This is a genomic window from Duganella sp. CT11-25, assembly GCF_047302815.1.
In the GTDB taxonomy this organism is placed as follows: Bacteria; Pseudomonadota; Gammaproteobacteria; order Burkholderiales; family Burkholderiaceae_D; genus Rugamonas.
This window is the reverse complement of sequence record NZ_JBKBFD010000001.1, coordinates 3,358,510-3,383,672: the sequence shown is the minus strand read 5'-3', so window position 1 is coordinate 3,383,672 and position 25,163 is coordinate 3,358,510. Positions and strand designations below refer to the sequence as shown.

The window sequence follows — 25,163 nt, the reverse complement described above, 5'->3', positions numbered from 1 at the left end:
ACTTGCTTTGTGTAACAGTTTCCTACAAGTTCTTGCGTGCGACACCCTCCAGCCCCATGTGATGAAATAGCATTGTTGCTAAGGTTTCTAGCCACTGATTGATGTCGAACAATCTTCGCTCGGCGCGCGCTGGCGGGAACGGTCCCTTTTAAGCATAGAATAACTTGCACGAAAGGCAATCATCAGTATGCGAACTTTATTGAAAGCACCTAAGTTGTCCTTAAGTTCGGACTAGCACTATCTCTACACCCAACCACACGAGGAAAATCATGGCACACCACGCTCTCGCTTCCCAGGAAAGCTACAACCCCAACCATCTCCTGGATATCTTGCTCGGCAAGATGCAGTTGAAAAACGACGCTGCGCTGTCGCGCCTGCTGGAAGTCGCGCCGCCGGTCATCAGCAAGATCCGCCACCACCGCCTGCCGGTCGGCGCCTCGCTGCTGATCCGCATGCACGAAGTGACCGGCATGAGCATCCGCGACCTGCGCGACTTGATGGGCGACCGCCGCACCAAGTATCGCCTGTCCGACGCCCAGGGCCGTCCGAAACCAGAGGAACGCACTGAAAAGGCTGAAGCAGGCAACTACGCGCGTCACTGATGTGCCCGCAGCGCCAGCACTTGCCGCGCCGGTGGTCAAAGCCGGCCCGGCGGGTAGCCGCTTCAGCTCAGCAGCACCATAGAAATTTCTTCATACTGCAGCTCCGTTTCGCGGAATAACTGCAGATAGATTTCTTCATCGAGGCCCAGCGCAGTCCAGGCCACGGTGGAAACGGGCGGCACCAGATCGTCCTGCACCTGCGCCAGATCGAGCGCGTGCACGATAGCGTCGGCCACATGAATGATGGCCGCCAGGAAGCCTGCGCCCGGCGCTTCCGGGTCATGGTGACCGCCGATGGCCAGCCGCATCGTGTCTGAAAAATTCCAATGTTCCGCCAAGGCCAGGCCGGCGTCGACGTGATCGACGCCGAGCACGGTGCGTTCCGCTTCCAGCAGGTAGCAGTCATGCTGCGCGCGGTAGGCGATGGTTTCCGAATACTGGTTCGGGAAGCACGACACCAGCACCAGCCGGCCGATATCGTGCAGCAGCCCGGCCGTGAAGGCGTAATCCTGGTTGAAGCGCATCTGCCGCGCCAGCACCTTGGCGCAGGCGGCGGTGGCGATCGAATGGCGCCAGAACGCCTTGTGGTCGAAGCCGGGGCAATGGCCCTCGGCAAAGCAGCCGGTGACGGCGGCCGCCGTGATCAGGTTGCGCGTGGTCTGGAAGCCCAGGTAGGTGATCGCCTGCTGGATGGTGGTGACCTTGACCTGCAGCCCGTACAGCGAGGAATTGGCCAGCCGCAGCGTCTTGGCGGTCAGCGCCTGGTCGTGCGAAACCTTCTTGGCCAGCACCGAGATATCGATGTCGTCCTGGTCTATGCTGTTCAGCAGTTCCATCACCACCGCCGGCAGCGACGGCAGGTCGTCGAGGTTGCGCACCACGTCGTCGTAACTCAGCGTATTACTCATGTTCGGGCGTCTCCTCTATGCCGAGGCGGAAGTCGGTGACAAAGCGGCGCAGCGTGGCGGTGGCCCAGTCGCTGTCGCTGTCGGCGTCGTTCTTGCGGAACAGGTGGGCGATGCGCGCCTCGTGGTGATGCAGGGTGGCCTCCGCCTGCTCGGGCGAGACTTCGTCCTTGACGATGGGCAGGACGGCGATGCCGTGGCGCGGCATCAGCGCCAGCATGGCCTCGGTCAGCACCGTGCCTTGCGGCAGCAGCACGTGGCCCTGCACGTCGAGCAGCACGTCGGACAGGATCATGCCCGGCCGCACCTCCGCCAGCGTCAGTTGATGATAATTGCCTGTCATGCTGCCTCCCGGTTGCTTCCTGAACTATATTTCCCGATCTTACCATTCCGGGCCTGCAAAGTCTGCCGCGCCGGATCAAGGCCCGGATCCGCCGGTTTTGCCTATTTCTTGCCAAGTCGCAGTCCATACCGTACATTGGGACGTTGCCGTCAAATCCATATTGTCGGGGAGGTTGGTAGATGTTTGGTATTCAAGGCCGCTTGACGCTGCTTTTCGTCGTCATCGTGACGCTGGTGCTGGGCATTTCCGGCACCTACGCGCAATACAGTCTCGGCCACGAACTTGAAGTCAGCAGCCAGCGCCTGCGCCAGGGCGTGCTGACCCGGCTGCAAACCAGCCTGCCGTCGGCGCTGTGGGACCTGGACAAGGCCAAGGTCGACAACATCGTCGCCGCCGAAATGCTGCCGCCGGAGCTGGTCTCGATCCGCGTCTACGACACCTCGGTGGGCCTGTTCTCCGGCAAGCTGCGCAATGAAAACGGCACCATCAGCGCCATCGAGAACGATGCCGCCGTGGCCGGTTCGCCGGTGGTGGCCGACCTGGCCTACCGCGATTCCGGCGCCGCCGGCGCCTCGCTCAAGCCGGTCATCGTCGGCCGCGTGGTGGTCAACTTCAGCCGCGCGCAGATCGACGCCACGCTGGCCGCCGAGGTGCGCCGCAAAGTCACCGAGGTACTGCTGCTGGACTTGATCCTGGTGGCGGCGCTGGCGCTGTCGCTGCGCATCGTGTTCGATCCGCTCAAGCAGCTGCGCGACGGCCTGTTCGACCTGGCCACGCGCGGCAGCGACGAGGTGGAAGAGCTGCCCGACAGCCGCCACGACGAGCTGGGCGAGGTGATCCGCGGCTTCAACGCCATCCAGCGCAAGGTGAAATCGAATATCCAGCGCATCCGCGAGGCCGAGGACGAGGCCCGCAAGTCGGCCCAGGCCACCACCAAGGCGCTCGACGACCTGCGCCGCACGCAAGAGTCGCTGTTGCAGGCCGAGCGCCTGGCCTCGCTGGGCGGGCTGGTGGCCGGCGTCGCCCACGAGATCAACACGCCGGTCGGCATCGCGCTGACCAGCGCCTCGGTGCTGATGGAGGCCACCGAGAAGGTGCAGCTGGCGGTCCAGGACGGCAACATCAAGAAATCCGACATCACGCGCTACCTGGAGACGGCCGGCGAAAGCACGCGCCTGATCATGAACAACGCCTACCGCGCCGCCCACCTGATCCACAGCTTCAAGCAGATCGCGGTCGACCAGGTCAGCGAGGCGCGCCGCCGCTTCGAATTGCGCGACTATATCAACGAGGTGGTGTCCAGCCTGCAGCCCAAGCTGAAGAAGACCCGCATCACGGTCAGCATCGCCTGCCCGCCGGACATCATGCTCGACAGCTATCCGGGCGCGCTGGCGCAGGTGATCACCAACCTGACGCTGAATTGCGTCGAGCACGCCTTCGACGCCGAGGACGAGGGCCGCATCATGATCGGCGTGGCGCAGCAGGCCGACTGGATCGAGATGCAGGTGACCGACAACGGCAAGGGCATCCCGCCGGACATGCTGGACAAGGTGTTCGATCCCTTCGTCACCACCCGCCGCGGCCAGGGCGGCACCGGCCTGGGCCTGAACATCGTCTTCAACCTGATCGCCAAGCAGTTCGGCGGCAGCATCACCGTCTCCAGCGTGCTGGGGCAGGGCGCCAGCTTCGTGCTGCGCATGCCGTGCGTGACGCCGGCCGACGATGCCGCCGCGCCCGCCGACGCCCGCCTGCACGCCTGAGAGGAAACGCCATGCCTGTTGTTACCGGAGAATTCGACGTCAAGATGAACCCCGAAGCCATGTCCGCCGTGGCGGACGGGACCGGCTTCGGCCGCATGTCGCTGGACAAGCGCTACCACGGCGCGCTGGAGGCGAGCGGCAAGGGCGAGATGCTGGCCTATATGGACCGGGCGCTGATGTCCGGCGCCTACCTGGCGATGGAGCGGGTGGAGGGCCGGCTGGAGGGCCGCAGCGGCAGTTTCTTGCTGCATCACACCGGCGTCATGACGCGCGGCGCGCCGGGCTTGACGGTGGCGGTGGTGCCCGATTCGGGGCGCGACGAACTGGCCGGCTTGAGCGGCACGCTGGATATCCGCATCGAAGGCGGAAAACACTACTACGACTTCGACTATACGCTGTCTGCCGTTGCTTAAGCGCATGGCGCCACGCTAGAATGTGGCATGGATAAAGAGACGATCAAAGGCTTGTTGATACTGGCCGGCATAGTGGTGGCGGTGGGCTTGTTTACGGTGATCGCCACCGACAACGGCTGGCAGAAGCTGGGCTGCGTCTGCCGCGCCATCCTGCACGGCGTGGCGCTCAGCAATATCCGTTCGATCTGCCTATAAAAAAATCCCGCGCCAGGCGGGATTCTTGTCGGGGCCGGCGCAGCTCGCTTAGCCTTTGAATTTTTCCGATTTGCGGCGGCGCGAGGTAAAACCCAGCACCACCAATCCCAGCATCAGCATGACAAAGGTTTGCGGTTCCGGCACCGGCGCGGCCGGATCGGCCGCCTGTTGCTGTTTCGGGTCCGCCGGCGGCAAGGCATGCAGGTCGACTTCGGCAGCCTTGCTCTCCTTGGCATTGATGCCGCATGGCGCGGGGCTGTCGGCGTCGCATTGTGCGAGTTCAATTGTTGCAGGTGCAATATGGTTTGCGGCAGGCGCGGCTGCCTGGGCCGGGGCGGCGCCGGCGAGGCTCAAAGCAAGTAAGACAGTCGAAATCAAGGATAAAACTTTCACATTACACTCCTGGCACACAGCATGAACAGGGCGTTAAGGGCTATTTAATATGGAGAACCTACAGTGCACGGTCCGAAGTGTTGCATTACCTACCGTTTTGACATTAAACCACATGCAGTAGCATAATGCCATCTTTATTTCTCGGGATGCAATCTATTTTTTGCGCCGCAACAACAGCCGCGTCCGCTGCGCCAGCGGCGCGGATGATTTACACTTCTCCAACGATGCAACAGGATGCCTAGCGCCGCAGATCAGATGATTTCCACCTACACCAAGAAGTTGACCGCCGGCGCCGCCGCGCTGGTCTTGCTGGGCGGCTGCGCCAGCGGCGGCAAGCCGGCGGCACAGACCGGCGAGCTTGCCTCCGGCAATCCCCAGGTGCTGCTGCTGGGCGAAGTGCACGACAACGTCCAGGGCCACAAGCTGCGCTACGAGCTGCTGCGCCAGCGGGTGGAGGCGGGCTGGCGCCCGGCCATCGTCATGGAGCAGTTCGACCGCGAAAGCCAGGATGCGCTGACCCAGGCCCAGAAGGGCTGCCTGGATGCGCAATGCGTGATCCGCGTGGTCGGCGGCGCGCGCTGGGACTGGCAGCTGTACTATCCGGTGATCCAGCTGGCGCTGACCTACCACCTGCCGCTGGTGGCCGCCAACCTGTCGCGCGCCGACGCCTCGCGCGTGGTGCGCGACGGCGTGACGGCCACCTTCGACCAGAAAAGCATCAAGGACTACCACCTGGACCAGCCGCTGCCGGCCGACATCCGCAGCGCCCAGCAGCAGGAGATCGTGGTCGGCCACTGCAATATGCTGCCGGAGATGATGGTCGGCGGCATGGTCGAGGCCCAGGTGGCGCGCGACATCTGGATGGCCAAGATCCTGCGCGACCAGCAGCCGCGCGACGTGGTGCTGATCGCCGGCAACGGCCACGTGCGCAAGGACATCGGTGTCGCGCGCTGGATCAACCAGACTGCGCCTACACTGACGGTGCGCAGCATCGGCTTTACCGAAGGGCGGGAGGATGCCGGCCGCTACGACAGCATCCAGACCGTGGCCACGCAGCAACGCAGCGACCCATGCACACAAGTCAAGGCAAAATGAAGACACGTTATACAAGCGAGGCGCCGCAGCGCGCCGAAGTCGACGCCCTGAAGGGCGCCACCCTGCTGGAGTTCGGCGCCAACTGGTGCGGCCACTGCATGGCCGCGCAGGCGCCGCTGGCCGAGGCTTACGCCGGCCACGACGGCGTGGCGCATTACAAGGTCGAGGACGGCCCCGGCCGGCCGCTGGGGCGTTCCTACCGCGTCAAGCTGTGGCCGACGCTGGTCTTCCTGCGCGACGGCCAGGAGGTGGCGCGGCTGGTGCGGCCGTTGGCGGCGGACGACATCGCCGCCGCCTTGGCGCAGATCGATACCGCCGTGTAATCATATCTGCTTGGCAAGCTGCGGAGGGGGTGTGTATGATGGCCCGCACCACCCATCCGCGCAGGAGCGTCAAGCATGAGTCAGTCCCACTCCGGATCGATCAAGACCAATTCCCCGGCCACCGTGCTGTTCGCCAGCCTGATCGGCACGACCATCGAATTCTTCGATTTCTACATCTACGCCACCGCCGCGGTGCTGGTGTTCCCGAAACTGTTCTTCCCCGGCAGCGACCCCGCCGCCGCCATCCTGCAATCGCTGGCCACCTTCGCCATCGCCTTCTTCGCGCGCCCGGTCGGCTCGGCCGTGTTCGGCCACTTCGGCGACCGCATCGGCCGCAAGGCCACGCTGGTGGCGGCGCTGTTGACGATGGGTATCTCGACCGTGGTGATCGGCGCCTTGCCGACCTACGCCTCGATCGGCACCTGGGCGCCGGCGCTGCTGGCGCTGTGCCGCTTCGGCCAGGGCCTGGGCCTGGGCGGCGAGTGGGGCGGCGCGGTGCTGCTGGCCACCGAGAACGCGCCGCCGGGCAAGCGCGCCTGGTACGGCATGTTCCCGCAGCTGGGCGCGCCGATCGGCTTCTTCCTGTCGGGCGGCATCTTCCTGCTGCTGAGCCAGACCCTGAGCGATGCCGAATTCTTCAGCTACGGCTGGCGCATTCCCTTCCTGGCCAGCTCGCTGCTGGTGATCGTCGGCCTGTACATCCGCCTGAAGATCCACGAAACGCCGGACTTCCAGAAAGTGCTGGAAAAGAACGAGCGCGTCAAAGTGCCGATGGTCACCGTCTGGCGCGACCATCGCCGCGTGCTGGTGCTGGGCACGCTGATCGCGCTGGCCACCTTCGTGCTGTTCTACCTGATGACGGTGTTCGCGCTGAGCTGGGGCACCACCGCGCTCAAGTTCTCGCGCAAGGATTTCCTGATCCAGCAATTGTTCGCCGTGATCTTCTTCGGCCTGACGATCCCGGTCGCCGCGCTGTGGGCCGACCGCTACGGCCGCCGCATCACGCTGATCTGGGTGTCGGCCGCGATCGCCGTGTTCGGCCTGGCGATGGCGCCGATGTTCGGCTCCGGCAACAGCGTGCAGGTCACCATCTTCCTGTCGCTCGGCCTGGGCCTGATGGGCATGACCTACGGCCCGCTGGGCACCATCCTGTCCGAGCTGTTCCCGGCCGAGGTGCGCTACACCGGCGCCTCGCTGACCTTCAACCTGGCCGGCATCCTGGGCGCCTCGCTGGCGCCGTATGCCGCCACCTGGCTGGCGACCAACTACGGACTGCAGTATGTGGGCTACTATCTGTCGGGCGCAGCGCTGATCAGCCTGGCGGCGCTGGTGCTGGCGAAGTCGGCCAAGTGAATATTGTAAAAATAGTCATCATACAACATTGACTGACTGTCGCAGGGGAAACTGGCGTTTCAGCGGTTTCCCCGCATCTTCCGCTTGCTTATCGCGTTTTATGGTTGTACGATGACATACGACTAGAATGATCTCGTGGAGACCGAGAGATCATCACCAAAAACCAAATATAAAGTGATGCCATGAACCTGAGCGAGCCTGTAAATGCGCAAGCGGTGGGACAGACCGTCGGTAAATACCGCTGGACCATCTGTGCACTGTTGTTTTTTGCCACCACCGTCAACTACCTGGACCGCCAGGTACTGAGCTTGCTGGCGCCGGCCTTGTCCACCGAGTTTGGCTGGAGCAATACCGACTACGCCAATATCGCCGCCGCCTTCCAGTTCGTCTACGCGATCTCGATGTTGTTCGCCGGCCGCGTGGTCGACAAGATCGGCACCAAGGCCGCGTACGTGGTCGCCATCTGCGTCTGGTCGATCGGCGCGCTGATGCACGCTGCCTCGGTGCCGATGGGCGAGGCGGCCGTCAAGGTGCTGGGCCTGTTCGGCGTGGTGGCGGTGCCGTCCATCATGGGCTTCATGATTTCGCGCGCGGTGCTGGCGGTCGGCGAGGCGGGCAACTTCCCGGCCGCGATCAAGGCCACCGCCGAATACTTCCCGAAGAAGGAACGCTCCTTCGCCACCGGCATCTTCAACTCCGGCGCCAACGTCGGCGCGATCCTGGCGCCGATCTGCGTGCCGCTGATCGCCGCCATCTGGGGCTGGCAGTCGGCCTTCGTCATGATCGGCATGCTGGGCTTCATCTGGATGAGCGTGTGGCTGTGGCTGTACGAAAAGCCGGAGCAGCAAAAGCGCTTGTCGAAGGCGGAACTGGCCTACATCCGCAGCGACTCGGCGGCGCCGGTGGAAAAGACCGAGGAAGCCTCGATCGCCGCGGCCAAGAAGGTCTCCTGGTTCCAGCTGCTGAAGTATCGCCAGACCTGGGCCTTCGCGTTCGGCAAATTCATGACCGACGGCGTCTGGTGGTTCTTCCTGTTCTGGCTGCCGACCTACCTGTCGGCGCAGTACAACATGAAGGGCGAAGCCATCGTGCTGCCGCTGGCCGTGTTGTACAGCATGACGATGGTCGGCTCCATCGGCGGCGGCTGGTTCCCGAGCTACTTCATGGCGCGCGGCTATGCGCCGTATGACGGCCGCATGAAAGCCATGCTGGTGATCGCCTTCTTCCCGCTGGTGGTGCTGCTGGCGCAGCCGCTCGGCTCGATCAGCTACTGGGTGCCGGTACTGCTGATCGGCGTCGGCGCTTCGGCGCACCAGGCATGGTCGGCCAACATCTTCACCACCGTGTCGGATATGTTCCCGCAAAAATCGGTGGCCTCGGTGATCGGCATCGGCGGCATGGCCGGCGGCATCGGCGGCGTGCTGCTGACCAAGCTGGGCGGCTGGGTGTTCGACTACTACAAATCGGTCAACGACATCCACACCGGCTACATGATCATGTTCGCCATCTGCGCGCTGGCCTACCTACTGGCCTGGGGCGTGATGAAGGCCCTGGTGCCGCGCCACAAGGAAATCACCGATCTGTAAGCGTGCCATATGGATGCTGGTCCCGTTGCTGGCCGCAGGAGCGGCGGCAGCGGCCACCGGCATCCGCGTCCAGCCATACGGCGTGACCAGCAAGGGCGCGCCGGTGGACAAGGTCGTGCTTGAAAACGACAACGGCATGCGGCTGGCCTACATCGACTACGGCGCCACGCTGGTCGCCGCCGAGGTGGCCGACCGGCGCGGCAAGCGCGGCAACGTCATCCTCAGCCTGCCCGACCTGCCGGCCTTCGAACGCACCCAAGGCCGCTACGGCGCCATCATCGGCCGCTACGCCGGCCGCATCGGCGGCGCACGCTACACGCTCGACGGCAAGACCGTCCAGCTCAGCGCCAACGCCAGGGGCGTCGCCATCCACGGCGATCCCGACCCGTACGACAAGCGCGTCTGGCGCCGCCAGGATTTCGCCGACCGCGAATCGATCGGCTCGGTCTACCGCCTGCACAGCCCCGACGGCGACCAGAACTTCCCGGGGGCGATGGACATCAGCGTCACCTACCGCCTGCTGCGCAAGCGCGACGAATTCCGGATCGAATACCGCGCCACCACCAGCGCGCCGACGGTGCTCAACCTGACCAACCACGTCTACTTCAACCTGGCCGGCGCCGCCGCCGGGGTCGAGGGCATGGAGACGCACCGCTTCCAGATCGACGCCGACCGCTACGCCGAAACCGACGCCCGGCGCGTGCCGACCGGCGTGCTGCACAGCGTGGCCGGCACGCCGCTCGATTTCCGCGGCGGCGCCAGCGTCAGCGCGCGGCTGCGCGCGCCGCAGGGCACGCCGCTGCAGGCGCCGAACGGCGGACTGCCCGGCTACGACCACAGCCTGTTGTTCAGCAAGAAAGAGGGCGCGTATGCGCGGGTGGCCGTGATCGGCGAAACGGCCAGCGGGCGGCGCCTGGAAGTGCGCACCAGCGAGCCGTCGGTGCAGCTGTACAGCGTCAATGGTTTCGACGGCCGGGAAATCGGCGGCGAGGGCGTCGGCTACCAGCGTTATGGCGCCTTCGCGTTTGAAACCCAGCACCTGCCGGACAGCCCGAATCACGCCAACTTCCCGAGCACGGCGCTGTATCCGGGGCAGCGTTTCGAGTCGCTGACCAGTTTCCGCTTCTCCGCCGGATCGTCGCGCCGCTAGACCGGCCATGCCGTCATGCTAAGATTGTCCCTTTGGCGCAGCAGCCGCCACGCTTTCCGACAGTCTGATCATGAAAAAAAACGTAGCAACCATCCGCGATGTCGCGGCGGCAGCCGGGGTCTCCACCGCCACTGTCTCCAAGTTCGTCAACGGCGCGCAGCGCTTTTCGCCTGCCGTTGAAGCGACCATCAAGGAAGTGATCGCCAAGCTGGGCTACCGTTCCAACCCGCTGGCGGCGTCGATGATCACCGGCCGCACCAAGAGCATCGGCCTGTCGGTGCTGGACGTCAGCAATCCCCACTTCACCAGCATCGTCAAGGGCGCCAACCGCGTCGCGCAGGCGCACGGCTACACGCTGCTGCTGGTCGACACCGAAGAGAATCCCGGCCGCGAACGTCCCCTGCTGGAAGCGCTGAGCCGCCGGGTGGACGGCATGATCGTGTTCTCGCGCATGGTCGAGGCGGAGATGGACTGGATGACGGAACTGGGCAAGCCGCTGGTGTTCTTCGGCCGCCTGACGCGGCTCGACATCCCATGGGTGATCAGCGACGACCATCGCGGCGCCTACATGCTGACGCGGCACCTGGTCTCGCTGGGGCACAAGCGGATCGCCTACCTGGGTTTCCCGCGCTCGCGCCGCGACGAGGAGCGCCTGGGCGGGATCCGCGAATGCCTGGCCGCGCACGGGCTGGCGCTGGCGATGCACGAAGGCAGCGCGCCGACGTCGGCGGAAGGGGAGCGCGTCTGCTCGTCCATCATGCTGGGCGCCGAGCACCCGGAAGCGCTGATCTGCTACAACGACCTGATGGCGCTGGGCTTCATGAAATCGGCGCAGACGCTGGGCTTCAAGCTGCCGGAGGATATCTCGGTGGCCGGCTTCGACAACATCCAGTACGGCCTGTACACCTCGCCGCCGCTGACCACGGTGGATCTGCAGAGCGAGCGCATGGGCGCCGCCGCGATGGAAAAACTGCTCGCCGCCATCGACGGCAAGCCGGCACCCAGCGCCACCACCATCGAGCCGCAACTCATCCTGCGCAGCTCGATCGCCAAGCGCAATTGAGCCGCCAACGTTCAGCCGGCGCTCTGTTCCTTAGGTGCCGCTGGCGTTTCGTCGCGTTGTCTACCCAGCAGCTTCGATTCTTCGTCGCTCAGCTGACGTATTTTCACCATGAAGGTATTGAACACCTGTAGATCTGCTTCGTCGTCAAATAGCAGGCGCCCGTCCTTCAGGTGCAGCTTGCCCAGCCGCGATTGCGAGAAAGCCAGCACGCGGCCAAAGGTGTCGAACAGCGCGCGCTGGTTTTCGCCGAAGCCGACGATGAATTCGTATTGGCGCGTGATCATGGGCTCGAACGACGCCAGCGACTGCGGATTTTGCACCATCTTTGCCAGACGCTGGCGGAAAGAGGTCTGCAGCAGTTCCATCACCCGCAAAAAACGCTCCATCCGCTCTTCGCTTTGTGTCAGCCCGCGCTTGCTGAGGGCGATGCCGTCCGCCGACGCCAGTCGTTCCTTTGCCAGTATGCCGCGGATATCGTAGCTCTCCAGATCGCTGCGCATGGCGATGCTGGCGTTGCTGAGGGCAATGGTGTGCTCGGCCATCAGTGTCACCACCTTGTCCAGCGTGGCCAAGCCGGTACGCTGGAATGTCAGCTGCGGCTCGGGATCGCCTGGCTGACGCCGGGACACCGTGGTGTTGAGTTCATGCAGCGCGGCCAGCCCCCGCCGCGTATAGCTTACGTAGTAGGCATTGCGCCACGCCGTCATGGTACTGATGGTTTCTGCCTTGAGCGTATCGCTCGCCGCAGCGATGGCCTTGCTGGCCGGCAGCGCATCGATCGCACGCGCCTCGCGTACTTCGGCGGCGGTGAGGGGCGGCTTGCGCAGACCTTCAAGCACGCCTTGCTGCGCCAGCAGGTTGGAGATCAGGCGGCGTCCGATGGTGGATTCATAGGCGCTCGCCAGACGCTCGATCTCGGACGCTGGCGCATGTTTGGCGTAGACCGGCGCCAGCACGGCGCAGAGTTCGGGATCGCTGGCATTGCGGCTCATGTGTTGCGCGACATCGTAGCTCTCCTGGTCGATATTGGGGGCGCGCGCCATCGCATTGCGGATAATCTTGGGCATCGCCATCGCCTGCATCAGGTGGCGGGCCGCAGTCAGTTGCTCAGGGCTGGCGCTCGTCGACGGCGCAGCCGGCGCGGACAGAACCGCCAGCGCCAGGCCGGCAAAAAGGATCAGGGAACGGTGTATTGTCTTCATGCGATGGTGGTGGATGTCATGGCAGGCGCGCCAGTTCGAGGCGCGCCAGTTGGTGGTAGCGGCTGGTGAGCGCGCCCTTGTCGATGGCGCGCTGGAAGTACACGCGGGCCCGCAGTTTGTCCTGCGCCATCAGATACGATTTTCCGGCGTAAAAATAGGTTTCGACCAGGCGCGACTCCAGCCCGCTGGCGCCGTCGCGGCTCGCCAGGCGCAGCATCTGTTCCGGGGAGCCTTGGGACTGGAACATTTCCAGCGCGGCGCTCAGCCAGGTTTCTGTCAGCGGAAGATCGGCTGCCGCGGGACGCGGCCCGGCCGGCGCGCCGCCGATCGCTTCCCAGATCCGCCCCCGCGTTTGCTCGAGCGGATCGCTGGCGGCTTTGCCGGCGCGGGAGAAATCGCTCAAGGCCTCGCGCTTGTTACCCTGGTAGAGATTGGCCCAGCCTTTGAGCAGCCAGGTGCCGCTGTCGTTCGCGCCCAGCGCCACGGCACGCGCGAAGTCGGCCGCGCTGTCTTTGAAATTGCCGGCGGCGAAACCGGTCTCGCCACGGCAGGCCAGGCTTTCCCAGCCGTCGCCCTGCTGTTGCACAGCCTTGGCCGCATCCTTCAGCGCCTCGGCGGTCCTGCCCAGCAGCGAATACGCGCGCGCCCGCTCGCACCATGCGCCGCCGGGATCCTGGCCGGTCAGCGCCGCATCGTTGATGACCTTGGTCGTGGCCTTGACGGTAGCCTCGATGCGGGCCTGCATCGCCTGTTTGTAATCCAGCGCGGCGCCGGTCTTGATGATGCCGGGCTTGACGTACAGGCTGCCCTGCAAGGCCTCGTTCATTTTGCGCGCGGCGCCGACAAAGGCTGGCACTTCGGCGGCGGGCACGCGGTCCGACGTCGTCTCCAGCCGCAGCTTGGCCTGCGCCAGGCGGCCGTTGAACGACAGCGCCTCGGTCAGCGTGAAGCCGCTGCTGCTGACGGTGTTCTGCGACGGCGTGTAGCGCGCGTCCACTTCCGGCGGCAGCGTCACCTCGAAGTCGTAGTTATGGATGGCCGGATAGAACGGCACCAGCAATGGCAGCGCGCGCTGGGCGACATCCGGCACGTACAGCTGGTCAATCAGGTTGCTTGGCCGGTAGCGCATCTGCCATCCGCGCTCGTCCTTTTCCATGAACTTGTCGATGCGGTAGCGCAGGTCGATGCTGAGCCGGTTGTTGACGCGATCGTCGGTGATTCTGGGATCCTCCAGCAACGCGAACTCGGTATAGCGCCGGCCCATCGAGGCTTCGTAGAACTTGCGCAACTGCTGGGCGCTGACATTGGCCAGCTGGACGCGACCATTCTCGGCATCGGCGCCGGCGAATTCGAGGTGGGCCCGCAGTTCGGCAGGCTTGTCCAGCGCGCTGACCTCCACGCGCTCGCTGCGCTGGTCGGTGTACAGCGCGGCGTCGGCCGGATGCGGGATGTATTCCAGCGCTTCGGTGCCGGCGGCGATGGCCAGCACTTGCGCGCCGCCGTGGATCTGGCCCATGCGGTCCAGTGCGCCGTACTGGCCCAACCGGGTTGGATCGAAGTAATACGTCTTGCCCTGCACGCGGGCGCGAACGATGGCGTGATCGAACAGCGTGGGACTGGGCAGCATTTGCTCCAGCCCCTTCCTGGACGCGGTGGAGACCAGCACCGGGTGCGCCTCGATGCCCAGCGCGCGCAGCATGGTCACCATCAGCAGCGTCTTGTCCTTGCAGTCGCCGTAGCGGCGCTGCAGCACCTGCGCCGGCGGGTAGGGGCGGTGCGAGTTCTCGCCCATCGACAGCGACAAGTAGCGGATGTCGTTCTGTACGAATTCAAGCACCTTGGACACCTTGTCCGGCAACGTGGCGGCCAGGCGCGCGCTGCGCAGGGCCTCCTCCAGGGCCGGGCCGGCCGGCCCGGTTTCGAACAGTCCGAGCGCCCAATGGTTAACCTCTCCCCAGTTGTCCATTTCAGAGAACTGGATGAAGCGGTAGCCATGCACGTCCCGGGGCACGTACGGCTCGCCCAGCAAAGCCGGCATGCCGCGCGCTTCAAAGCGCAGGATACGGCGGCCGTTGGCGACGGTCTCCGCCGGCTTGAGCGTGGCGCCGACGCCGATCATCCGATAGTGGATGGTGCGCTGCTGCGGCATGTCGATCGACACGCGGCGCAGGCTGAGCGGCGCCGGGCTGTCCCATGACGCGGCTTCGAAGAATTTCCCCTCGAAGACAGGATTCTGGCCGATCACCGAATACGCCAGCTCCAGCGTGTCGCCCACGCGCACGTCCTCGGTGACGATGGCGGCGGTGACGGTGCCCGAGTACAGGCCCTGGTCCAGGCCGGTCTCGCGCTGCAGGAAGCGGATGTCGGCGGTTTTTAGCTTGTCGATCGTTTGTCCGCCGCGCAGGACGCGCAGGCTATGCAGCTGCACGCGTTGGTACTCGGGCTGGAAGCTGATCTCGTACTGGCCCAGCGCCGACAGGCTCGCGGCCTCGTTGGCGGTCAGCGCGCGGTGCGCGTAGACGGTCGGACGCTCGGCCACATGGAACTGCACGTCCGCCAGACGTACGGAGAGCGGTCCGCCCTTGAGCGGCGGCGGAATCTCGCGCACATCGTCGACCCAGGCCGGTACCGGATCGCCGCGGGTAAACGCGCTTTCCGCGACTTGCACGCTGCGGGGCCCGCTTGGCTGGGCTGGAAGTTGCTGAGCTATCGTACAGGTGGAGAGCAGCAGGACGGATACACAGCAGGCGTGCAAGAAACGGGAGGGACGCATTGTAGAGGCAACGGATTAATTTCAATAAGGCAATTTTACCTTATAAAATGACTAACGCCCTTGGCTTTCCACTATTGGCCGGGGTTGCTCCTCCGCCGCTTTCTCAAGCTGGTCCAGCATGGCGTTGAACAGCGGGACATCATCGTCGTCGTCAAATTCCAGCTGTTCATCTTTCAGGTGGATTTTGCCTTGCCGCGATTCGGCGAAATCGAGTACGCGCCGCAGCGCGTCCAGGCCTGCGCGTTCGCTCTCGGCGAATGCCACTTCGTGGCTGTACAGTGCGGACCAGCCGGTTGCCAGTCCCGCGCGCAGCTTGCGGTCGGAAAACAGCGCCTCTGTGCGCGGCCGGTAGCCTGCTTGCAGTTTTTCCCGCTCGTGGAGGTAGCTTTCCAGTTGTTCTTCCAGCTTGAGCAAACTTGCCCTGGATCGGGCGATGCCGGCCGGGCTAGCCAGACGCGCGGGCTGCAGCAGTTCCCCAAGCTCCGGGCTCCTGAAGACCTTCTCCAACGCCTGGTCCAGCCGGGTGGATGTGGCCCTGATTTCCGCTATTAATGCCAGTGCCTGGTCCACGGCCGGCAGGCCGATGGGCGGCGGCGTCACGTCCGGAACCGGCGCGCCGGCCGGCTGCCGGTCAATCGCCGCGTAGATGCTTTTTATGCCGATCGCCAGGCGTTCGGTGTAGTAGTCGCGGCACCAATCGACCAGCGCGGTATCGAACTCCGGCTCGACCAGTTTTTTCAGGTTGCCATAGGCTTGGGCATTGGCCAGGCCGGTGGACAGCCGGTTGGCGTCGCTGATCGAGACATGCCGCGCGTAGAGCGGGGACATGCCGCGATAGATGTCGTCATCTGTGGCATGGGTACTCATGTAGACCATGACTTCCCGCAGGCGCGCATCGGCCTCCGGCGGGTGCGCCAGCCGCTGTCGTATCATCGGCGGCAGGTCGAAGCGCTTGAGCAGTCTGATCACCGCCACATTCTCGGTAAAGACGGCAGGCTGTTGCCGGGCTTGAGCATGGCTTGCTTCGGCGATGGAAGCGGCGAGCAGCATGGGCAGCAGCTTGCGGATTGCTGGCATGAAGCCAGGCGGATAAGTCGTCATTGTAACCGGCGTGAAATCGATAAGGCATTCTACCTTATCGATTATTTAAGCTCGCAAGACCGCCGGTCCGGTACCGCTTAGAACAGCGTGCTGACGTCGGGACGGGTCGCCAGCGCCTGCTGGACGATGGCGGTGACGCGGGCGCGGTCGGCGCCTTGCAGCGGCTGGCGCGGACGGCGTACGTTTTCGTTGCCGACGCCGGCCAGCGTTTCCACCAGCTTCAGGTTCTGTACCAGCTTGTTCGAGACGTCCAGGTGCATCAGCGGCATGAACCACTGGTACAGCTTGAGCGCTTCATCCCAGCGCTTGGCTTTCATCAGCTTGTACAGCGCGACCGTCTCTTTCGGGAACGCCACCACCAGGCCGGCCAGCAGGCCGTCCGCGCCCACCGCCAGGCCTTCGAACGACAGGTCGTCCACGCCCATGAACAGCTGGTAGCGGTGGCCGACGGCGTTGCGCAGGTCGGTGATGCGGCGCACGTTGTCGGTCGATTCCTTGATCGCGACGATCCATTCGCAGTCGGCCAGTTCCTTGAAGTCTTCCGGCGTCAGGTCCACCTTGTACGAGACCGGGTTGTTGTAGACCATGATCGGCAGCTGCGCCGCCTTGGCGATGGTGCGCAGGTTGTCCATCGCTTCGCGCGAGTCGGCCGCGTACAGCACCGACGGCATCACCATCAAGCCCTGCACGCCCAGCTCGTGCGCCTTCTCGACGAAGCGGCAGGCGGTCGCCGTGCGCGTTTCGCTGACGTTGACCAGCACCGGCACGCGGCCGGCGGCGACGTTCAGCGCGGTCTTGGTCACTTCCAGTTTTTCATCGAAGGACAGGGTGCTGGCTTCGCCCAGCGAGCCGCAGGTCAACAGCGCGTTGACGCCGCTGTCGATCTGGAAGGCGAAGTGCTTTTCCATTTCGGCGTGGTCGAGGTCCTCGTTCTCTTTGAACTTGGTGGTGACTGCGGGGAAGACCCCTGCCCATTTTGCTGCTGTCATGCTGTTCTCCTTTGAGTTGGTGCTAATCGATGATGCTTGAGACCCGTGCGGGCGATATCGGCAGGCGGACGGCGTCGGGACGCCAGCCGTACAGAATTTCAGTGGCGCCGCCGCAGATGCGGCCCTGGCATGGCCCCATGCCGCAGCGCGTTTGCAGCTTGGCGCTGCGCCAGGCGGTGTGCGTGCGCAGCTCGCCGTGGCAGACGTCTTCGCAGCGGCAGACGATGGTGTCGTCTCCGGCCAGCGTCCGCAGTTCCGGCCGCAGCGCAAAGGCGCGCTCCAGGCGGCCGGCGAATTTCTGCCAGCGCGCGCGGCGGCCGAAGGCTTCCTGCGCCGCTTCGACGTGGCCGCTGGCGGCCAGGCCGGCGATGCGGCCTTCGGCCAGCGCCAGGTCGACGCCGCCCACGCCCGTGCCTTCACCGGCGCAGTAGATGCCGGGCACGGAGGTATGCTGCCATTCGTCCACCTCGACCACGGTTTGGGCGCCGCGCTGAACGGTGGCGCAGCCCAGCGCTTGCGCCAGTTCCAGGTTGGGCAGCAGGCCGTAGCCGCAGGCCAGGTAGTCGCATTGCAGCGCTTCCAGTTCGCGTTCGCCGCCGCGTTGTATCTGCACCGATTGCAGCGTGCCGTCGCCATGCGCCGAGCACACGTAGCTGTCGCGCATGTACGGCACGCCTTTGAGCTGTCCCGCCAGTTGCAGCGCCTGCGTGATCTTGGATGGCGTCGCCAGCAGGCCGAAGCCGAAGCGCGCCAGCGCCGGCGTCGACGCCTGTTCGACGATGGCGACGATCAGCGCGCCCTTGGCTTGCAGCGTGGACGCCACCGCCAGCAGCAGCGGGCCGCTGCCGGCCACCACCACGCGTTTGCCCTGCAGCGGATAGCCGCCCTTGGCCAGGGCCTGCAAGCCGCCGGCGCCGGTGACGCCGGACAGCGTCCAGCCGGGGAAGGGCAGCAGCCGCTCGCGCGCGCCGGTCGCCAGTATCAGTTGATCGTGGTGCAGCGTGTCCGACGCCGTTGGCGTCTGCACCAGCAGCCGGCCCGTTTCCGGCGCGTACAGCACGCGCGTCTGCTGCAGGAAGTGGACGCTGGCCGATGCCCGCAGCTCGCTCCACAACTGCTGCGCGCGCGGATCGGTTTGCCTGTCCAGTCCCCCGCGCCAGATCTGGCCGCCCGCCAGCGGGTTGTCGTCGACGATGGCGATGCGCGCCCCGTGCGAGGCGGCGGCATGGGCCGCCGCCAGTCCCGCCGGGCCGGCGCCGACGACGATGATGTCGTAGCGTTTCATGCGGCGCCCTCCGTGACCACGTGCATGCCTTCGGCGCACAGGGTCTGGCAGGACAGCTGGTGCATGCGGCCGTCGATGGTGACGCGGCATTCCTGGCAGATGCCCATGCCGCACAAGGGGGCGCGCGCGGCGCCGCCGACCGAGCGGCGGGTCACGCCGCTGCCGGCGATCGCGATCGCGGCGGCCACGGTGACGCCCGCCTCGACGCTGACGCTGCGGGCGTCGATGCTGAGGGTGACGGTGGTGCCTGTGCCGGCGCTAGTCATGGAAGCGCCCCGGCAGATACGGCGCGGCGGGAATGCGCGCGCTTTCGCCCTGGATCTGGGCGGCCAGCAGCTGCGCCGTCGCCAGCGAAGTGGTGATGCCGAGGCCTTCGTGGCCGGTGGCCAGCCACAGTCCGCGCCGCGCGGCGCAGGGGCCGATCAGCGGCAGGCCGTCCGGCGTGGCGGCGCGCAGGCCGGTCCAGCAGCGCACGATATTCAGTTCCGCCAGCTGCGGCGTGAAGGTGGCCGCATGGCGCAGCATCCGTTGCAGCATGGCCGGCTCCACCGCCGGGTCGATTGTGTCGAACTGGCGGGAGGAGCCGATCAGGATTTGTCCGGTAGGACGGGGCTGCAAATTGAAGGCGACCGAGTCGCCGCTGGCCGCATGGGCGCTCTTGATATAGCCCAGTTCCACCAGCTGGTGCCGGACGAAGCCCGGATAGCGGTCGGTGATGGCCAGGTGTCCTTTTTTGGGCTGCACCGGCAGCTCCGGCAGCAGCGCGGTCGAGCGCGAGCCGGCCGCCAGCACGATGTGCTGCGCCTGGTGGCGGGTGCCGTCCGTCAGCAGCACGCCGTGGTCTTCGATCGCCGCCACCGTGGCGCGCCTGGTGACCGTGCCGCGCCGCATGGCGCGGTCCAGCAGGATGCGCGCGCTCTTGGGCGGATAGACCAGCCCGTCGCCGCCGACCAGCAGGCCGCCGGCCAGCCCGGCGCGCAGTTGCGGTTCGCGCGCATACAGCGCGGCCGGCGACAGCAGCTCGCAATCGAGGCCGTGGGCCGACAGCGTCCGCGCCTTGACGCGCGCGGCGTCCATTTCTTCCTCGTCGGCGGCGACCCAGATGGTGCCGCAGCCGCTGTATTCGTGACGCTGCGGGCGGTCGCCCACCAGGTCCTTCCACAGCGAGACCGAATACGCCGACAGCGCCAGCTCGGCCTCGTTGTCGTCCATGACCACCAGGTGGCCCATGCCGGCCGCGGTGGCGCCGCCGCCGGCGATGTCCTGCTCGATGACCGCCACCCGCACGCCGCGCTCGCTGAGCGCGTCCGCACAGGCGGCGCCGACGATGCCGGCGCCGATGACGATCACTTCGGCGTTATTCACCGGATGCCCCACACGAAAGGATCGGCCGGATCGAGGATCAGCTGCGCCTGCGCGTTGACCCAGGCCTTGCCGCGGATGCTGGGGATCAGCTGCTGGCCGCGATAGGCGTAGGACGCTTCGAACACGCTGCCGATCACGCTTTCCTGCTTCCACAGCGCGCCCTCGGCCAGCTTGCCGTCGGCCGCCAGGCAGGCCAGCTTGGCGCTGGTGCCGGTGCCGCAGGGCGAGCGGTCGTAGGCCTTGCCGGGGCAGAGCACGAAGCTTTGGCTGTCGGCGCCGGTGCGCGAGTCCGCGAACAGCTCGATGTGGTCGATCAGCGCGCCGTCGTCGCCGGTGATGCCGGCCTGCGACAACGCCGCGCCGACGGCCACGCTGTAGGTGGTCAGCGCCTCGACATTGTGGACGCCCAGTTCCAGCCCGTGGCCGGACACCAGGAAGAACCAGTTGCCGCCGTAGGCGACGTCGCCCGTTACCGTGCCGTAGCCCGGCACCTCGACGCCGACCTGCGCGCGGCTGCGGTAGGACGCGACGTTGTCGACGGTGACGCTGCCGTCCGCATGCAGTTCCGCCTCGACCACGCCGACCGGCGTATCGATGCGGTGGCGCCCGGGCGCGATGCGGCCCATGAAGGCCAGCGAGGCGACCAGGCCGATGGTGCCGTGGCCGCACATGCCCAGGTAGCCGACGTTGTTGAAGAAGATGACGCCGGCCGCGCAATCGGGTTCGTGCGGTTCGCACAGCAGCGCGCCGACCAGCACGTCCGAGCCGCGCGGCTCGCACACCACGGCGGAGCGGAAGTTGTCGTGCGCGGCGCGCAGCCGGGCCAGGCGTTCGCTCAGCGGGCCGGCGCCCAGGTCCGGGCCGCCGTCGGTGACCAGGCGGGTCGGTTCGCCGCCGGTATGGGAGTCGATGATGGAGATGGTTTTCATGCTTAAATCTTAGGCTTCCCGGCCGCCGCTGTCTTGCACCGTTTGCGCACGTTGAATGACGAAATCTGCACAACCGCAAAAAAAGCTGGCACAATCGGGCCATGAAAACCGAATCTCCGCACGACGACGCCCGCCGCGCCCTGGGCGCCGGCATCGCTGATCCCTTCTTCGCCGAAGCGCTGTTCGACGCGCTGCCGGACGTGGTTTTTTTCGTCAAGGATGCGCAGGGACGTTATGTGGTGGTCAATCAGACGCTGGTGCAGCGCTGCGGCCAGCGGCACAAGTCGGCGCTGATCGGGCGCACCCCGGCGGAGCTGTTCGCCCATCCTTTCGGCCAGACCTATCTGGCCCAGGACATGGCGGTGCTGGCCGGCGACAGCGATATCGCCGACCAGCTGGAACTGCACCTGTATCCCAACCGCGATCCCGGCTGGTGCCTGACGCGCAAGACCGCGCTGCGCGACACCGGCGGCCGCATCGTCGGCCTGACCGGCGTCTCGCGCGACCTGGCGATGGCGGACAAGAAGAATCCGGCCTACCGCAAGGTGGCGGCGGCGGTGAGCTTGATCCACGAGGAATACGGCCAGCCCCTGCATTTGCCGGAGCTGGCGCGCACGGCGAATATGTCGGTGGCGCAGATCGAGCGCTACTTCCTGCGCATCTTCCACCTGACGCCGCGCCAGATGATCATCCAGACCCGCGTGGAAGCCGCCTCGCGCATGCTCAACGGCGACGCCAGCGTGGCGGAGATCGCCCAGGCCTGCGGCTACGGCGACCATTCCGCCTTCACCCGGCAGTTCAAGGCAACCACGGGCCTCACGCCCAGCCAGTACCGCCAGCTGTCCGCCGGCGGCTAGGCGCCGGTCCCGGCGTCATCCGGTTCGACGAGGTGGTCGCGCCGCTGCCTGGCGCTGAGCGCCGCCACCAACTCATTGGATAGCTCCAGCTCGCGCGTGCGTTGGCGCACGCGGCTTTCCAGTTCCCGCTCGCGCGCCTGCAGCTCGTTCAGCAGCACCGCGAAGCCGATGCCGACGATGCACAGCGTGAGGATGAATTCCTGCGCCCGCACCGTCTCCAGGTGCACTGGCACGTCGCCGAAGGGTTTGAGGCCGGTCGTCATCATCATCGCCGTCGCCAGCGAGATCAGGGCCACGAACAGCGTGGTCAGGCGGGTTCCGAAGCGGAAGGCGATCACCGCCACCGCCGGCAGCAGCAAAGTGGGGGTGACGGAGACGCCGTCGATCTCGCCGCCGTGGGCCGACAGCACGGCGGTCGCCAGCAGCAGCGTCAGGACCAGCGCCGCATCGTCCCAGCGGGTCAGCCGCACGCGCTGGTGCTGGCGCAGCGTGAAAGCCAGCAGCAGCGGCGTGTAGATCAGCAGCCCAAGGCCGTCGCCGAACCACCACAGGCGCGCCAGCGTGAAGTAGGAGGTGGTGGAGCCGCCCACATGCTGCAGCACCAGCGCCGCCAGCAGGCCCGCCATCAGCGCGCCGAATACCGGGCCGGCCAGGATGAAAGTGACCAGGTCCCGCACGCGCTGCAGCCGGAACGAGGCGCGGTGGTGGCGCATCAGCAAATAGGTGACGACCACTTCCAGCAGGTTGACGACGCTGAGCAGTACCGCTTCGTACCAAGGGAAGGGGACCAGGTTGGCCAGCACGTCGGAGGTGAAGGTGAGGGCGGCCAGCAGCGGTCCGCGCTGGCCGCGAAAGCGCAGCAGCGCGGCCAATAGTACGGCATTGGGCAGCCAGACCACCACCACGTTTTCCGGCGTGACGGCGCAGAAGAAGGTCAGTTTGACACTGGCGAAGTGGAACAGGGGCAGCAGCAGGCAAAACAGCCAGGTGGGCCGCTCCCAGAATTTATGACGGTTGATCATCCGCGGTTCGCCTTTAGTCGGGCAGAATGCGTGATGATTGCCTGACAACCCGGGGACTGTCAATCCCCGGGTTGTCAGCGGTGCGCGGGCCTAGCCCTTGGCCAGCTGGTCGCCGACGTAGACGCGGTAGCGGCGGATGCGGCCGGTGACGCCCTCCGGTCCCTGGCGCGGCGTGTAGCGCATGCCCGCCACGATGGCCGGCTTGCCCAGGTCGATGATGATGCGGTGCGGATGGGCGGCGTGCGGCGCCTTGCCGCTGTAGGCCGTGTGCCAGTGGTCGGTGGCCTGGCCGTTGATGGCGTTGAGCGCCGAACCGTCCTCCCTGGTCGCCTCCTCGCTGCTGGCGTAGGCGATGGTCCAGTTGGACTGGTTCAGCGGCTTGCCGTCCACGCCCAGCAGCGCCAGTTCCGCCACGGCGGCAAAGGCCTTGCCGTCGAAGGCGTCCAGCGATTCAAGGCAGAACTGGCGGCCGCCGGCCGGCTGCGCAAACATCACGTCCTGCGTGGCGGCGCCGCGCGCGAACTCGCCTTCATGCACCGGCTTGACGCCGTCCAGTTGCGGCTTGACCTTGCTCGGCGGGCGGGCCAGGTCGCGGTCGGGACGCAGCTGGTCGAGGATCGGCGCCTTCAGGCCGGCGATGCGCGCGCTTTGCGGCCCGGTCAGGTCCAGCACCACCACCTCGTTGCGTCCGCGCTTGAGCCACGGGCCGGGCAGATACATGGTCTGGGTCGGGCCGATGCTCCAGTAGCGTCCCAGGCAGCGGCCGTTGATCCAGACGATGCCCTGGCCCCAGCCGGACATGTCGAGGAAGGTGTCGCCGGCCTGGGCGGCGTCGAAGCCGCCGCGCCAGAAGGCCGGACCCTGGGTGCGGCCGGTCTTCCACGTCAGCGGCGGCAGCACGCCGTCGGCGTCGAAATCGATGGCGCGGATTTCCCAGTTTTCCAGCGGCTGTCCGCCCAGCCGCACCGGCCCGTGCAGGCCCTTGCGGTCGTGGATCTCGACGCCGAAGTTGACGCGGGCGATGGTGTACAGCAGGATCTCCAGCACCGCCGGTTTGCTGCGCGCCGGCAGCTCGACGCTGAAGCGGCGGTGGCGCGTATCCATGGTGCCGACCTGCTTGCCGTCGACGTAGACCCAGGCCAGGTCGCGCACCTTGGCCGCTTCCAGCGTGGCGGCCGGGCCGGCCGGCAGCGTGACGCGGTACGACACCATGCCGCGGCTGATGTCGTACTGCTCGATCGGCTGCGGCGACACGGCCTTGATGGCGGCGGCGGGCAGCGCCGCGAACACGGACGAGGACTCCTTCAGCGCGAACGGCGCGATGGCGATCAGCGGATTTTGCGGCGGCGCCGGCGGCAGCTTTTCGCCGGCCTGCAGGTAGGGCTTGATGCCCTCGCGGTAGGCCTGGAATTTTTCGCCGGTCCATCCGGCCTCGCTGATCGGCGCATCGTAGTCGTAGCTGCTGGTGTCGGGCCGGAACGGGCGGTCGCAGCCGCCCCACAGGCCGAAGGTGGTGCCGCCGTGCGCCATGTACAGGCTGAAGGAGCCGTTCGCCTTCAGCATGGTCTGGATGTCGGCGACGGCGCCGTTGGCCGAGCCGCGCCGGTGTGGCGCGCCCCAGGTGTCGAACCAGCCGGAGTAGTATTCGCCGCACATGCGCGGGCCCTTCTGGACCTTGTCCAGTTCCTTGAAGCCGGCCACCGGATCGCTGCCGAAGTTGGCGACGTCGAACAGGCCTTCGATATGCGACTTGACCACGGCATTGGTCGGATTGCACTGGAACAGCGGCACCTCGAAGCCGGCGCCGAGCAGCATGCCGCGCATCTCGCGCATGTAGTCCAGGTCCTCGCCGAAGAAGCCGTATTCGTTCTCGACCTGCACCATCAATATCGGGCCACCCTTGGTGATCTGCTGCGCGCCAAGCACGCGGCCCACTTCCGCCATCCAGCGGCGCGCGGGCTGCACGAAGGCCGCGTCGCGCGTGCGCAGGAAGGCGTCGCCGGGACTCTTCAGCAGCCACCACGGCAGGCCGCCCATTTCCCATTCCGCGCAGGCATAGGGACCGGGGCGCAGGATCACCCACAGGCCTTCCTGCTGCGCCAGGCGGCAGAATTCGGCGGCGTCGCGCTGGCCCTGCCAATCGTATTTGCCCTCGCGCCATTCGTGGTAATTCCAGAACAGGTAGGCGCAGACGGTGTTCAGGCCCATGGCCTTGATGGCCTTCAGGCGATGGGTCCAGTATTCGCGCGGGACGCGGGCGAAGTGCATCTCGCCGCAGCGGATCTGCAGGCGCTGGCCATCCAGCAGGAAGTCGCTGTCGCCGATGGCGAAGCGCGCGGAGGCGGCCGCATGGACCTGCGCCGCGACGGGCAGCAGCAGGCTGCCCACGGCGGCGCTGGCGCCGCGCAGTACGCGGCGTCGTGTAACCAGGTTGGAAGTCATAGGCTCAATAGCTCATC

At 66.1% G+C, this 25,163-nt stretch carries 24 protein-coding genes; 11 read left to right on the top strand and 13 right to left on the bottom strand.

Translation table 11 applies throughout. The features are described from left to right. The first annotated feature begins 269 nt into the window (after positions 1-269). On the top strand, positions 270-602 hold the full coding sequence (locus ACEN9F_RS14505; protein WP_008451968.1) for a hypothetical protein: 333 nt from the start codon (positions 270-272) through the stop codon (positions 600-602). 62 nt (positions 603-664) lie between these two features. Here ACEN9F_RS14505 and ACEN9F_RS14500 read toward each other — a convergent pair whose 3' ends face one another. Together ACEN9F_RS14500 and ACEN9F_RS14495 are read right to left on the bottom strand one after the other, a co-directional pair. Continuing rightward, positions 665-1,510 carry an HDOD domain-containing protein gene (locus ACEN9F_RS14500; RefSeq protein WP_413420726.1) on the bottom strand — a complete coding sequence of 282 codons (846 nt, stop codon included), beginning with the start codon at positions 1,508-1,510 and terminating at the stop codon, positions 665-667. Beyond that, the gene (locus tag ACEN9F_RS14495; RefSeq protein WP_413420725.1) at positions 1,503-1,850 is read right to left on the bottom strand and encodes a hypothetical protein; all 348 of its coding nucleotides are present in this window, start codon (positions 1,848-1,850) and stop codon (positions 1,503-1,505) included. The genes ACEN9F_RS14500 and ACEN9F_RS14495 overlap by 8 nt, the downstream gene beginning before the upstream one ends. Positions 1,851-2,029: 179 nt before the next feature. On the opposite strand from ACEN9F_RS14495, the gene ACEN9F_RS14490 reads away from it, so the two are divergent. The 3 genes from ACEN9F_RS14490 to ACEN9F_RS14480 are packed head-to-tail and all read left to right on the top strand — an operon-like array spanning position 2,030 to position 4,218. Then, a complete protein-coding gene (locus ACEN9F_RS14490) occupies positions 2,030-3,610 on the top strand; it encodes a sensor histidine kinase (RefSeq protein WP_413420724.1) in 1,581 nt (526 codons plus the stop codon). Between the two features lie 11 nt (positions 3,611-3,621). Beyond that, on the top strand, positions 3,622-4,023 hold the full coding sequence (locus ACEN9F_RS14485; protein WP_413420723.1) for a DUF3224 domain-containing protein: 402 nt from the start codon (positions 3,622-3,624) through the stop codon (positions 4,021-4,023). Between the two features lie 27 nt (positions 4,024-4,050). Continuing rightward, positions 4,051-4,218, top strand: coding sequence for a hypothetical protein (locus ACEN9F_RS14480; RefSeq protein WP_413420722.1), 168 nt, complete (start codon positions 4,051-4,053; stop codon positions 4,216-4,218). Positions 4,219-4,266: 48 nt separating this feature from the next. On the opposite strand, the gene ACEN9F_RS14475 is transcribed toward ACEN9F_RS14480, so the two are convergent. Next, positions 4,267-4,611 carry a PEP-CTERM sorting domain-containing protein gene (locus ACEN9F_RS14475; protein WP_413420721.1) on the bottom strand — a complete coding sequence of 115 codons (345 nt, stop codon included), beginning with the start codon at positions 4,609-4,611 and terminating at the stop codon, positions 4,267-4,269. A 255-nt stretch (positions 4,612-4,866) separates the two neighbouring features. Between ACEN9F_RS14475 and ACEN9F_RS14470 the strand changes: the two genes are divergently transcribed. The 6 genes from ACEN9F_RS14470 (at position 4,867) to ACEN9F_RS14445 (ending at position 11,181) form a co-directional block, all read left to right on the top strand. After that, positions 4,867-5,706, top strand: coding sequence for a ChaN family lipoprotein (locus tag ACEN9F_RS14470; protein ID WP_413420720.1), 840 nt, complete (start codon positions 4,867-4,869; stop codon positions 5,704-5,706). Further along, positions 5,703-6,029 carry a thioredoxin family protein gene (locus ACEN9F_RS14465; protein WP_413420719.1) on the top strand — a complete coding sequence of 109 codons (327 nt, stop codon included), beginning with the start codon at positions 5,703-5,705 and terminating at the stop codon, positions 6,027-6,029. Before ACEN9F_RS14470 ends, ACEN9F_RS14465 begins: the two co-directional genes overlap by 4 nt. Before the next feature lie 75 nt (positions 6,030-6,104). Further along, entirely contained in the window at positions 6,105-7,382 is a 1,278-nt protein-coding gene (locus ACEN9F_RS14460) for an MFS transporter (RefSeq protein WP_413420718.1), read from the top strand. A 182-nt stretch (positions 7,383-7,564) separates the two neighbouring features. Next, the gene (locus ACEN9F_RS14455; protein ID WP_413420717.1) at positions 7,565-8,968 is read left to right on the top strand and encodes an MFS transporter; all 1,404 of its coding nucleotides are present in this window, start codon (positions 7,565-7,567) and stop codon (positions 8,966-8,968) included. Between the two features lie 13 nt (positions 8,969-8,981). Beyond that, a complete protein-coding gene (locus ACEN9F_RS14450; RefSeq protein WP_413420716.1) occupies positions 8,982-10,118 on the top strand; it encodes an aldose epimerase family protein in 1,137 nt (378 codons plus the stop codon). Positions 10,119-10,188: 70 nt separating this feature from the next. Further along, positions 10,189-11,181: a LacI family DNA-binding transcriptional regulator gene (locus tag ACEN9F_RS14445; protein ID WP_413420715.1), complete on the top strand. Its 993-nt coding sequence runs from the start codon at positions 10,189-10,191 to the stop codon at positions 11,179-11,181. 11 nt (positions 11,182-11,192) lie between these two features. Here ACEN9F_RS14445 and ACEN9F_RS14440 read toward each other — a convergent pair whose 3' ends face one another. The 8 genes from ACEN9F_RS14440 to ACEN9F_RS14405 all read right to left on the bottom strand — a co-directional run bounded on the left by ACEN9F_RS14440 (position 11,193) and on the right by ACEN9F_RS14405 (position 20,825). After that, on the bottom strand, positions 11,193-12,383 hold the full coding sequence (locus tag ACEN9F_RS14440) for a hypothetical protein (RefSeq protein ID WP_413420714.1): 1,191 nt from the start codon (positions 12,381-12,383) through the stop codon (positions 11,193-11,195). 16 nt (positions 12,384-12,399) lie between these two features. Next, the gene (locus tag ACEN9F_RS14435) at positions 12,400-15,051 is read right to left on the bottom strand and encodes a DUF3857 domain-containing protein (RefSeq protein ID WP_413420713.1); all 2,652 of its coding nucleotides are present in this window, start codon (positions 15,049-15,051) and stop codon (positions 12,400-12,402) included. Between the two features lie 156 nt (positions 15,052-15,207). Then, positions 15,208-16,257: a hypothetical protein gene (locus ACEN9F_RS14430; protein WP_413420712.1), complete on the bottom strand. Its 1,050-nt coding sequence runs from the start codon at positions 16,255-16,257 to the stop codon at positions 15,208-15,210. A gap of 77 nt (positions 16,258-16,334) precedes the next feature. Continuing rightward, positions 16,335-17,246 (bottom strand): dihydrodipicolinate synthase family protein, encoded by a 912-nt coding sequence (locus ACEN9F_RS14425; protein WP_413420711.1) that lies wholly within the window; start codon positions 17,244-17,246, stop codon positions 16,335-16,337. Between the two features lie 22 nt (positions 17,247-17,268). Next, positions 17,269-18,531, bottom strand: a complete 1,263-nt coding sequence (locus ACEN9F_RS14420; protein WP_413420710.1) for an FAD-dependent oxidoreductase — start codon at positions 18,529-18,531, stop codon at positions 17,269-17,271. Beyond that, a complete protein-coding gene (locus ACEN9F_RS14415) occupies positions 18,528-18,797 on the bottom strand; it encodes a 2Fe-2S iron-sulfur cluster-binding protein (protein ID WP_413420709.1) in 270 nt (89 codons plus the stop codon). The genes ACEN9F_RS14420 and ACEN9F_RS14415 overlap by 4 nt, the downstream gene beginning before the upstream one ends. Continuing rightward, on the bottom strand, positions 18,790-19,896 hold the full coding sequence (locus ACEN9F_RS14410; RefSeq protein WP_413420708.1) for an NAD(P)/FAD-dependent oxidoreductase: 1,107 nt from the start codon (positions 19,894-19,896) through the stop codon (positions 18,790-18,792). The genes ACEN9F_RS14415 and ACEN9F_RS14410 overlap by 8 nt, the downstream gene beginning before the upstream one ends. After that, positions 19,893-20,825: a 4-hydroxyproline epimerase gene (locus tag ACEN9F_RS14405; protein WP_413420707.1), complete on the bottom strand. Its 933-nt coding sequence runs from the start codon at positions 20,823-20,825 to the stop codon at positions 19,893-19,895. The genes ACEN9F_RS14410 and ACEN9F_RS14405 overlap by 4 nt, the downstream gene beginning before the upstream one ends. Before the next feature lie 101 nt (positions 20,826-20,926). On the opposite strand from ACEN9F_RS14405, the gene ACEN9F_RS14400 reads away from it, so the two are divergent. After that, a complete protein-coding gene (locus ACEN9F_RS14400; protein WP_413420706.1) occupies positions 20,927-21,682 on the top strand; it encodes a helix-turn-helix domain-containing protein in 756 nt (251 codons plus the stop codon). On the opposite strand, the gene ACEN9F_RS14395 is transcribed toward ACEN9F_RS14400, so the two are convergent. Beyond that, the gene (locus ACEN9F_RS14395; RefSeq protein WP_413420705.1) at positions 21,679-22,704 is read right to left on the bottom strand and encodes an MASE1 domain-containing protein; all 1,026 of its coding nucleotides are present in this window, start codon (positions 22,702-22,704) and stop codon (positions 21,679-21,681) included. The genes ACEN9F_RS14400 and ACEN9F_RS14395 overlap by 4 nt on opposite strands. A 90-nt stretch (positions 22,705-22,794) precedes the next feature. Then, positions 22,795-25,146 (bottom strand): beta-galactosidase, encoded by a 2,352-nt coding sequence (locus ACEN9F_RS14390; RefSeq protein ID WP_413420704.1) that lies wholly within the window; start codon positions 25,144-25,146, stop codon positions 22,795-22,797. Positions 25,147-25,163: the final 17 nt, after the last annotated feature.

Excerpts from the sequence above, each read along its gene's own strand:
- ACEN9F_RS14440 (WP_413420714.1), bottom strand. The coding sequence starts at position 12,383 with ATGAAGACAATACACCGTTCCCTGATCCTTTTTGCCGGCCTGGCGCTG.
- ACEN9F_RS14505 (WP_008451968.1), top strand. The coding sequence starts at position 270 with ATGGCACACCACGCTCTCGCTTCCCAGGAAAGCTACAACCCCAACCAT.
- ACEN9F_RS14485 (WP_413420723.1), top strand. The coding sequence starts at position 3,622 with ATGCCTGTTGTTACCGGAGAATTCGACGTCAAGATGAACCCCGAAGCC.
- ACEN9F_RS14500 (WP_413420726.1), bottom strand. The coding sequence starts at position 1,510 with ATGAGTAATACGCTGAGTTACGACGACGTGGTGCGCAACCTCGACGAC.
- ACEN9F_RS14490 (WP_413420724.1), top strand. The coding sequence starts at position 2,030 with ATGTTTGGTATTCAAGGCCGCTTGACGCTGCTTTTCGTCGTCATCGTG.
- ACEN9F_RS14480 (WP_413420722.1), top strand. The coding sequence starts at position 4,051 with ATGGATAAAGAGACGATCAAAGGCTTGTTGATACTGGCCGGCATAGTG.
- ACEN9F_RS14425 (WP_413420711.1), bottom strand. The coding sequence starts at position 17,246 with ATGACAGCAGCAAAATGGGCAGGGGTCTTCCCCGCAGTCACCACCAAG.
- ACEN9F_RS14400 (WP_413420706.1), top strand. The coding sequence starts at position 20,927 with ATGAAAACCGAATCTCCGCACGACGACGCCCGCCGCGCCCTGGGCGCC.
- ACEN9F_RS14390 (WP_413420704.1), bottom strand. The coding sequence starts at position 25,146 with ATGACTTCCAACCTGGTTACACGACGCCGCGTACTGCGCGGCGCCAGC.
- ACEN9F_RS14465 (WP_413420719.1), top strand. The coding sequence starts at position 5,703 with ATGAAGACACGTTATACAAGCGAGGCGCCGCAGCGCGCCGAAGTCGAC.
- ACEN9F_RS14405 (WP_413420707.1), bottom strand. The coding sequence starts at position 20,825 with ATGAAAACCATCTCCATCATCGACTCCCATACCGGCGGCGAACCGACC.
- ACEN9F_RS14455 (WP_413420717.1), top strand. The coding sequence starts at position 7,565 with ATGAACCTGAGCGAGCCTGTAAATGCGCAAGCGGTGGGACAGACCGTC.
- ACEN9F_RS14450 (WP_413420716.1), top strand. The coding sequence starts at position 8,982 with ATGCTGGTCCCGTTGCTGGCCGCAGGAGCGGCGGCAGCGGCCACCGGC.
- ACEN9F_RS14420 (WP_413420710.1), bottom strand. The coding sequence starts at position 18,531 with ATGAAACGCTACGACATCATCGTCGTCGGCGCCGGCCCGGCGGGACTG.
- ACEN9F_RS14395 (WP_413420705.1), bottom strand. The coding sequence starts at position 22,704 with ATGATCAACCGTCATAAATTCTGGGAGCGGCCCACCTGGCTGTTTTGC.
- ACEN9F_RS14430 (WP_413420712.1), bottom strand. The coding sequence starts at position 16,257 with ATGACGACTTATCCGCCTGGCTTCATGCCAGCAATCCGCAAGCTGCTG.
- ACEN9F_RS14495 (WP_413420725.1), bottom strand. The coding sequence starts at position 1,850 with ATGACAGGCAATTATCATCAACTGACGCTGGCGGAGGTGCGGCCGGGC.
- ACEN9F_RS14415 (WP_413420709.1), bottom strand. The coding sequence starts at position 18,797 with ATGACTAGCGCCGGCACAGGCACCACCGTCACCCTCAGCATCGACGCC.
- ACEN9F_RS14460 (WP_413420718.1), top strand. The coding sequence starts at position 6,105 with ATGAGTCAGTCCCACTCCGGATCGATCAAGACCAATTCCCCGGCCACC.
- ACEN9F_RS14470 (WP_413420720.1), top strand. The coding sequence starts at position 4,867 with ATGATTTCCACCTACACCAAGAAGTTGACCGCCGGCGCCGCCGCGCTG.
- ACEN9F_RS14445 (WP_413420715.1), top strand. The coding sequence starts at position 10,189 with ATGAAAAAAAACGTAGCAACCATCCGCGATGTCGCGGCGGCAGCCGGG.